Genomic DNA, 9199 nt, shown 5'->3' on the forward strand with positions numbered 1-9199 from the left:
ATCAAATCCCTCTAATACAATTATTTATCCTTTTAAGACAAGCTTTAATCCGCTAGAGGCAAGTTTTAATCCGCTAGAGATAATTACTAACATTGATATTTGTTAAGTGTCTGAAATATAAGTTTAGCATTTTTTTGTTTGATGAATCCAAATCTCTTATTGGGTTCCCATTTAGTTCACAAATAGCTATATATAAAATTAGGATGAGAATATTAAAAAAGCTTGATAGAAGAAATCATAGAAAATCAATTTCAGATAAAATTATAGAACGTTGCGTTGCTCATAAATTAATGACTTTTTGTGAAATTAAAATTAATGAGATTTAGATGAGTAACCCAAAAAATAAAGTAGCTATAGTTGGTATTGCTTGTCGTTTTCCTGAAGCAGAAAATTATAAGCAGTACTGGAAAAATCTAATAAAAGGAAGAGATTCAATTAAAGAAATTCCTAAGACTCGATGGAATTCAGATAATTTTTATACTACAAATAGAAGAGAACCAGAAAAGTCAGTTAGTAAATGGTGCGGATTAGTTAAAGATGCGACCAGTTTTGATCATGAATTTTTTGGTATATCTGCCCGAGAGGCATATTATTTAGACCCGCAGCAACGCATCAGTTTAGAGACTGCTTGGCATTGTATGGAAGACAGTGGAATAAAACTAGAAACCTTACAGAAAGCTCATACAAGTGTATATACTGGAGTTATGTCTACAGATTATAAGCATGTTTTGAATACAGCAAACGACAATATAGACGCGTTTCATGCCATTGGAAATTATGAATGTATCCTAGCTAATAGAATTTCACATTCTTTGGGTTTAACTGGCAGTAGTCAATCCATAAATGCTGCATGTGCATCTTCTTTAATAGCTATTCACGAGGCAAAAAAAAGTTTGATATTAAATGAAAGTGATTATGTTTTTGCTGGAGGCGTCAGTTTAAATTTGCACCCTTGGAAGTATATTTCTTTTTCAAAAGCCGGAATGTTAAGTAATCGTGGACGTTGTAGAACTTTTGATAGAAGTGCAGATGGCTATGTACCTGGTGATGGTGTTGGGTTTGTTTTACTCGAACGTATGGAGGATGCTATTAAAAATGGGCATCACATCTATGGGGTAATATCGGGATCAGCTGTAAATCATACAGGTAAAAGCAGAGGGATGACCGCCCCAAAAATCGAAGCACAAAAAGCAGTTATTGAAAATGCAATGAAAGATGCAGATGTAAAAGCCTCGGAGATTGCCTATGTAGAAGCACATGGTACAGGAACAAGTTTAGGCGATCCCATTGAGGTTGAGGCATTAAAACAGGTATATAAAGCACATGATATTCAAAACGAAAGCCGTTTTATAGGATCTGTGAAGACTAATATAGGTCATTTAGAAGCAGCTGCAGGAATTGCAGGCGTCATAAAAGTACTTATGATGTTTAAGAATAAACAAGTTCCTCCATTATTACATATTAACATTCCTAATCCCATAATTGACTTTAAATCTACACCCTTCAAATTGCCAATGAAGATTGAGTCATTACCTGAAGTAAGTTCCGAACAGCGATTTGTAGCGGGTATTTCATCTTTTGGGTTTGGTGGCGCAAATTCTCATATTATATTGGCATCTTACAATAGCGAAAAAAAGACAGTTACAAAGAAACCAGAAAATAAAAAATCATTCCAAGGTCTTCTATTCTTATTATCCTCAGGAAGTAAAGGCCAAATTGTAACGCAAAAATTACTTCTAAAGGAACATTGGGAGGCATTAAAAAAGGAAACAAACGACTCGGAATTATATGCTGTCTTAAAAAGAATTTCACGATCATTATTTAAAAGAAGGTTGATGAAATTTAGGACTTCAACTGTTGTTACTTCAGTAAGTGAATATGAAGCTTTTTTAAATGACGTCGATCCAAATAATGCTGTTGAAGTTCATCAAAATCGATTTCACATTCATATTGCAAGTTCATTTAAGGATGTAAATACACTACATGGGCTTGTGGATAGCTATGAAGAATTATCTCGCCTTGGGTTAGTTGCCAAGAGTATGAGTGGTATCGGGAAAGCAAATTACTTAGTAGGGGTATTAAGTGGGATTACCATGCAATCTGATGTCAAAAAAGCCATTTTCAATTCAAAAAACAGTAAATATGATGCTTTAAAATTCCCGAAATTTCCCGTTTGGATCAATACAGATGAGCACGAATGGTTATTACCATATCTATTTACCGAGTCGTATATAGAAACTTTACTGAATAGTTTAGAGTTAGACTCGAACGATATTCGCTATTACATAGATAAGGCTCGCTTGCTTTATAATTATCAATATACTTTCCAACATTACCTTAAAGAGTGGGAAGTCGCTTTAAACAAAAAGCTTGATTTAGATTTAAACGTTGAAAAAGTAATAAAAGATGAAGCATTTTTATTTGCAATAGATGACAGAGGTAAAAAATTACGAGCACTATTAACTTTAGCTATTATAAGTAGTTTAAAGCGTTTGGATTCGCGTTGGTTCTTGTTTTCGAAACAAGTTATAGTGAATGAATCTTTCAATGAATTAATTGATTTAATTGTAGACCAAGTTATTCAATATGAGGATTTAATTGATTTAGTATTCAACCCAGACTTGTCTAAAAAAGAAATTGTTTCACATCTCAATAATAAGGTCAAAAAAATTGACAGAAAGAAGTCCTATACCATTCTGAAACATGAAATGAAGCAAGCTTTATCTCTAGATGATGTTTGGATGAATTCTTGGATTGATTCAGAAAACAAAAAGGATCTTATACAGCTACAAAAATCTCTTAAAGAAAAGGAGCAAATTCCTGTTATTCAATTTGGTGGAGAGCGATCAGATTTTGATTCTCTAGATGTTATTCATGTGAAAGATGGTAAAGATTTACTGGCCTTATTATCTAAACTAACCGAAGCAGGCATGGTTATAAAAGAAGACGTATTCTTTTCTGAAGAGCCTTATACACCTATTGCTTTACCAGGATACCCTTTTAAAAAGGTATTTCATTGGGCTAAACCAGCAGAAGGATTCGATATTGGAAATCGCTTAAAAACTCAAAAAACAAAAGAAACGCAAGTAGTAGTACAAGAGACCAGACAAAAGCTAGAGAAAGTAACCGAAAATGGAATTTTAAGAGAGAAAAAAACGAATGAACATACGATTAAAAATAAAATAGAGAATATTTTAACAGAATTGCTTGTAAATGAACTTAAGTTAGAAAAAGAAAAAATTGATTTTAGTTTAAGCATCAGTAATTATGGAATTGATTCTGTATTGTCGAACATATTATTGGCCGAGCTTCAAAAGTTAGTTCCCGATGCGCCTCATTCTTTATTTTTAGAATACGATACATTTGACGATATTTTATCTTATTTAGCCAGTAATTTTACAGGGAACCTCAATGGTAAGGCTTCAGAATCTAATGTATCGAACACTAAAGAAATAGATTTTGTAGAAGAGCAAATCCAGCATGTTAATGATAATAAAATAGCTCTTAAAAAAAAACTGGAAACCAATAATGTATCCAGAAGTATAGATTTAGAACATCATTCGAATACACAAAATGATTTTGCGATAATTGGCATAAGTGGAATACTTCCAAAATCGGAGAATATTTCTGCTTTTTTTGAAAATCTGGAGAAAGGGAATGTTTTGACAGAAGACATTCCACAAAAAAGACTTGACTTATTAGGATTAGAAGATTCGCAATTAAGTAAAATTAAACAGTATCACGCTGGTTTTATTGATGATATAGAATATTTTGATTATGAAAAATTCAAATTTTCTTATGAAGAAGCGCTTCAAATGGATTCGCAATTGCGAAAACTAATTGAAACTGTTTGGGCTACTATCGGTAATAGTGGTTATAGAATTAAGGATTTTCAAAGAAAAGAAACGGGCGTATTTGTAGCTACAAGAGGACATTCTGGATATGTAGATATCATGAAAAATGCCAATAAAAACTACGAAATTGAGTTTCCTGCGCTGTATGCCAATCGTCTTTCTCATCTTTTTAATTTAAAAGGCCCTAGCGAGGTTGTAGACACAGGTTGTTCGGCATTTATTGCGGCTATTGATAAAGCATCTCAAGCTATTAAACGTGGGGATTGTATTCAGGCTATTGTAGCAACAGCAACCTTAAATTTATCCTATCACGAATTAGGTAAAAAAGATATTACTGGAATTTATTCCAAACAGAATGCTACTAAAAGCTTTAGTGAAACCGCAGATGGTTTTGTAAGAAGTGAAGCCATTGGGGCTATTATTATAAAGCCTCTAAAGGAGGCTGAACGTGATGGAGATCATATTCACGGGGTGATTAAAGGCGTTGGAGTATACCATGGCGGTAAAGCTCCTTTAAAGTGGAACAGCCCAAATATCAAGGGACAGAAAATAGCCATTAAAAAGGCTATTGAACAATCCCAAATAGATCCATTAACCATTGAATATATTGAAGCAGAAGCAAATGGTAACTCGTTTGTCGATTCTTCGGAAATGACATCCATACAATCTGTCTATCGTTCTTATTTTGAGCAATCTAATGTAAAAGATAACACTGTTTTTATTGGAAGCTTAAAGCCATTAACTGGACATGCCGAAACATCCTCCACATTTCCTTGTTTGTTAAAACTACTATCTAGTGTTCAAAATAAAAAGTTTTACGGTGTAAAAGGCTTGACTCAAATTAATAAAGCGATTCAAGTTAAAGAACACTTCTCCATATTAAGAAGTGATACTCATTGGTCTGAAACTAACAGTAATGATAGCGTTGTTAAGCCAAAAAGAATGGCTATAAATTGTTTAGGAATAGGGGGGGTAAATACGCATTTGATATTTGAAGAATATCTAGATAAAACATCAAGTCATCATCTTGAAGATACTGAGTCTATTTTCATTTTTTCAGATGAAAGCGAACTACAATTGTCGCAGATGTTGGATAATTATTTAGAATGTTTATCAGTGTTGAAATCATCAATGACAGAAAATGTTTTGCTAAACAGATTAGCGTTTACCTTACAAGAAGGGAGAGAAGAAAAAGAGTTCAGGTTAGCAATTAAAGCCAATACACTTGACACTCTTTTAAGTGCCATAAAAGCTTGGGGAAAAGAGAAAAAAGAAAGCAGCATTCGTTACAATTATGCTTACAATTTTGGAAATACAGAAAAAATTGATCCTGGAAAAATAGAAAGTTGTATTGCTCAAAAAGAATGGATGCTTCTAGCCCAATATTGGGTACGCGGAGCAAAAGTAAACTGGAGTATCAATACAGCAGATCAACTAATAAAACGACTTCCGTTGCCAACAACAACTTTAAATAAATTGTTTTGTTGGCCATTTAAAATTTCTTCCAATCAAGAACCTGCAAGTGTAAGCACATTAGTTGAAATTAATAAGGATAAAGAATTAGTTATATTCGATTTGAGGTGGAAAGAATCGTATGCTGAAAAGAGTCAGAAGAATGGTGAAATTGAGCATCATGTTTTAGTTTGTTATCTGGATATATCGGTTGATGGGATCACTAAAAATATCCAATTTACTAAAGTTCACAAACCAGATCGTTACAATGAAACCTCTTTTACAGTACTCGCCAAAAAAGTATTGCTAACGATTCAAAACTTGCTGAAAAGAAAACCAAAAAAGGTGATTTGTTTACAAATTATCCTTCCGCTGTCATGTATCGATAAAAGTTATGGTATATCGGGATTAATTCACACGTGCCAAATGGAATCTACCAAGGTAAAACCTCAGTTGATTTTTGTAGATACATGTAAAGATCAGCATGAACTGGTTCGAATTGCAGAGGAAAATCTATCGCTTCTAAATACAGATCACATTATTAAATATGAGAATCAAATAAGGTACTCAGAAAGCAGAAACAGAATCGTTGTCCCAAGTCATTCCATTGATTTTGAATATATCTATAAAGATGGAGAAGTGATTTTGATCACGGGAGGACTCGGAGCATTGGGTTTAACAATAGCTAAAGATATTTTATCACATACCTCAGACTTAACTTTAATTTTGGTAGGTAGATCTTCGCTTAACGATACGCAAAATGAACTGATAGAGAAATTAAATAAAGGCGCTTCACAGGTTCTGTATTATCAATCGGATATTTCAAAAGAACAAGAAGTTAAAAGTTTAACTCAGAAAATTCTACTAAACCATGGGACTTTAGATAACATTATTCACTGTGCTGGAGTACTTAGAGATAGCTATATTTTAAATAAATCGATCCAAGAGTTAGATACAGTATTCGCTCCTAAGATAAATGGCGCTACTTATCTGGATAAGTACACAAAAAATTTAAGATTACGTTTTTTCCTTTGCTTTTCTTCTTTACATGCTTTGGGAAATGTAGGACAAGCAGATTATTCAATGGCTAATGCTTACTTAGATGGTTTTACAAGAAACCGAAATCGTAAGGTCGAGGTTGGAAAACGGCATGGAAGAACAATGACTATAAATTGGCCCTATTGGAAAGATGGAGGGATGCAACTAACGGAAACTAACATTAAACTTATGGAAAGTACAAAAGGAGCTAAGCCTTTGCCAACCGAAGTTGGAGCTGGAATCTTGCATTACGTTCTACAAAGTGGTCAGGAACAAATTATTATAGACTATGGAAACCAACAAAAATTAATGAAATATCATACTGTTAATGAAGTGCTTGTTTAGCATGATTTATAAAAAAGCGAAAGCAATTGTAATTAATAAACTTAGCAAATGAAAGCAACCAAATGTCTTAGAGTAATTATAGTATTAACTTGTTTATGTCTTACTTCACAAGTCAAGGCTCAAGATCTTGAACTTAAATATGAATTTCTTTTTGAAGCCGATTTAAATATAGGTAAGCAACAAGTTGTCGGAAAAACACTTGAGGGAAAAAGAGCAACAGTTCCAATAATTGGGAAAACTTTTTCGGGACCACAACTTAAAGGGAAAATATTAAGTGGAGCTGATTGGCTACTGAAATACGACTCTGGAACGACGAAGCTGGATATCAGAATTTTAATGGAAACCGATGATGGAGCGTTAATTTACTGGAAATCTAAGGGTTTTACTCGTAAAAATGAGGGCGATGACGACACCTATTACCTGAGAACAGTACTTTTTTTCGAAACTGGCTCTAAAAAATACCAATGGCTAAATGATATTGTTTCGGTTGGCGTTGGAAAATACAAAATGGGAGGAGGAGTTCAATTTAGAATATACCAAATTAAATAAATTCAAATTAAAAATGATATAAATGAACGAACTAGAAGAACAAATTAAAGATTTTTTGATCAGTAAATCGGTAGAAATTTTAAATGTAGATCGCTTTGAAATCCAATGGGAAGAGGATTTGGATGAATATGGTTTCGAATCCATGAAGTTGAATAAATTATGTTTAATCATCAATGAAACATTTAATATTGACGTTAGACCTGCAATTTTTTTAGAGTACACATCTCTATTGGAGTTTAGTCAATATTTAAAGAAAACATACTACCAAAAAGTTGAAAGTATCTTAGTTAGTTAACAATATTTTAAATAAAGTGAGAATGAGAAATGAATTATATATCGATGCCTTTGAATATGACAAGGATCAACAACTTATATTAGAAAACGCCAAACATTTGTTTTTGGATGATGCCGAATTAATCGAGCATTATTCATACTTAAACGTGAGGCACCAATTAAGCTCAACAAATTATGGGTTGGATTCGGAACGGGAATTCTTAAAAAGAAAATTTGAGAAATTCAAAAAGGAATGTTCCGATTTTGAAAAGCTGGACTACAAAAAATCGTATATCAAACTTAAAGCGTATAAGCCAGAAGAAATCAATGACGAAAAAATCAATGCATTACTTTGTGACCCTGCTGCACCTCCTATAGTTATAAAAGGGTTAATGAAAGACACCAAAGCGGTGAAGGTTTGGAGTCATGAATACTTCTTGAAAAACTATGGCGACGTTCAGCTTTATGGTATGGATTATTCAAAAAACCAAGCTACAGAAAGCAATATAGGTTTTGGTGATGCTGCAAAAAAGATAACAGCCAAATATGTGTTAGAAAATCAACTAAATCCAAAATCGAGAGACACTTTTTATATCAACAATTCTGTTGATTTCTTTAATGCTTATCCAGAATTATTAGACGATTTGAGTGCAAATATATTAAACGATAAGATAAAAGATCTTGTGATGCCCTTGTTTCCGCAGATGTTTATTGGAAATTTAAAGACATGGGGAACAGATTGGCATCTTAATAACGATGTGAGTGCTACGGTAGCAGTTTCTGGTGTTAAACGGTGGTTCTTTCTAGATCCTTTACATGCTTATGCGCTTCAAATCATTCCACCGCCACACAGCCCTAATGCCATGCTTTCGGCGTCATTTGTAGGTGGTCAAACCAGTATACGTTACGATTTAGATTATCATCTGGTTCATAATCCTACCTATGCATACGCACCAAAGTATTATTACGATCAAGAGCCAGGAGATGTGATTTTCTTTCCAAAATGGTGGCCGCATGCAATAATCAATCAATCACCATTGTCTATAATGGCGAACCAACGCTATACAGAGGTGAATCTCTCGGAAAACAAAAAGTCTGCAAAAACCGCAATTCGTATGCCCTTATATGAAAGCATTCTTAGGTCAGATCCAAGATATCGTGATTATAGTTTTGAAATATATCAAGCGTTACAAAAAAAGGAAATTATCAAGGACGAAGTTTATTTCAGTAAGAAATAGTAATCGTTCTATTAAATAATATTAAATCATTAAAAGTGGAAAACATAACATACTTATTGAATTTAGGTTTTTTCTATTGCGCAATTATCCCCAGTGAGAAGAAATGTTACCTATTAAACGTAGAAAATTCCAATCACTCTGATGTACAATCTTTTCTAAATGGAGAGGAAATAGATTTCTCAAAATACAAATCTATTCAACTTCCTTATGATAAATATGAGTCCTGGACCAGTTATTTGGAGTCTCAAAATCCAGTGACCTATTATGCAGAAAAAGATTTATCGGAAGAAGCGTATTTCGATCGACTTACACTAAAAAAACATGCAGATGGTTTACTTGTAGCGGTTAAAGATCCTAAAAAACAAAAGGTTAAAGTTTTTAGGAAAAATGTTCTCTTAGGTCAAGGATAATTTATGATCTAAAAAAGTATAGAAACTAAGGGTTTCAACT

5 protein-coding genes are annotated in these 9199 nt (G+C 33.2%); all 5 read left to right on the plus strand.

Annotated features, from left to right (window positions below):
* The first annotated feature begins 326 nt into the window (after positions 1 to 326).
* From Q4Q40_RS22425 to Q4Q40_RS22445, 5 genes are read left to right on the plus strand one after another with little or no spacing between them, the layout of a single operon-like run.
* Positions 327 to 6689: an SDR family NAD(P)-dependent oxidoreductase gene (locus Q4Q40_RS22425; protein ID WP_303304300.1), complete on the plus strand. Its 6363-nt coding sequence runs from the start codon at positions 327 to 329 to the stop codon at positions 6687 to 6689.
* Between the two features lie 48 nt (positions 6690 to 6737).
* Positions 6738 to 7238: a DUF3237 domain-containing protein gene (locus tag Q4Q40_RS22430; RefSeq protein WP_303304301.1), complete on the plus strand. Its 501-nt coding sequence runs from the start codon at positions 6738 to 6740 to the stop codon at positions 7236 to 7238.
* A gap of 22 nt (positions 7239 to 7260) precedes the next feature.
* Entirely contained in the window at positions 7261 to 7533 is a 273-nt protein-coding gene (locus Q4Q40_RS22435; RefSeq protein WP_303304302.1) for an acyl carrier protein, read from the plus strand.
* Between the two features lie 22 nt (positions 7534 to 7555).
* On the plus strand, positions 7556 to 8749 hold the full coding sequence (locus Q4Q40_RS22440) for a cupin-like domain-containing protein (RefSeq protein WP_303304303.1): 1194 nt from the start codon (positions 7556 to 7558) through the stop codon (positions 8747 to 8749).
* Positions 8750 to 8784: 35 nt separating this feature from the next.
* Positions 8785 to 9159, plus strand: a complete 375-nt coding sequence (locus Q4Q40_RS22445; protein ID WP_303304304.1) for a hypothetical protein — start codon at positions 8785 to 8787, stop codon at positions 9157 to 9159.
* Positions 9160 to 9199: the final 40 nt, after the last annotated feature.

The organism is Flavivirga jejuensis (assembly GCF_030540765.1).
GTDB classification, from domain to species: domain Bacteria; phylum Bacteroidota; class Bacteroidia; order Flavobacteriales; family Flavobacteriaceae; genus Flavivirga; species Flavivirga jejuensis.

Excerpts from the sequence above, each read along its gene's own strand:
- Q4Q40_RS22425 (WP_303304300.1), top strand. The coding sequence starts at position 327 with ATGAGTAACCCAAAAAATAAAGTAGCTATAGTTGGTATTGCTTGTCGT.
- Q4Q40_RS22435 (WP_303304302.1), top strand. The coding sequence starts at position 7,261 with ATGAACGAACTAGAAGAACAAATTAAAGATTTTTTGATCAGTAAATCG.
- Q4Q40_RS22430 (WP_303304301.1), top strand. The coding sequence starts at position 6,738 with ATGAAAGCAACCAAATGTCTTAGAGTAATTATAGTATTAACTTGTTTA.
- Q4Q40_RS22440 (WP_303304303.1), top strand. The coding sequence starts at position 7,556 with ATGAGAAATGAATTATATATCGATGCCTTTGAATATGACAAGGATCAA.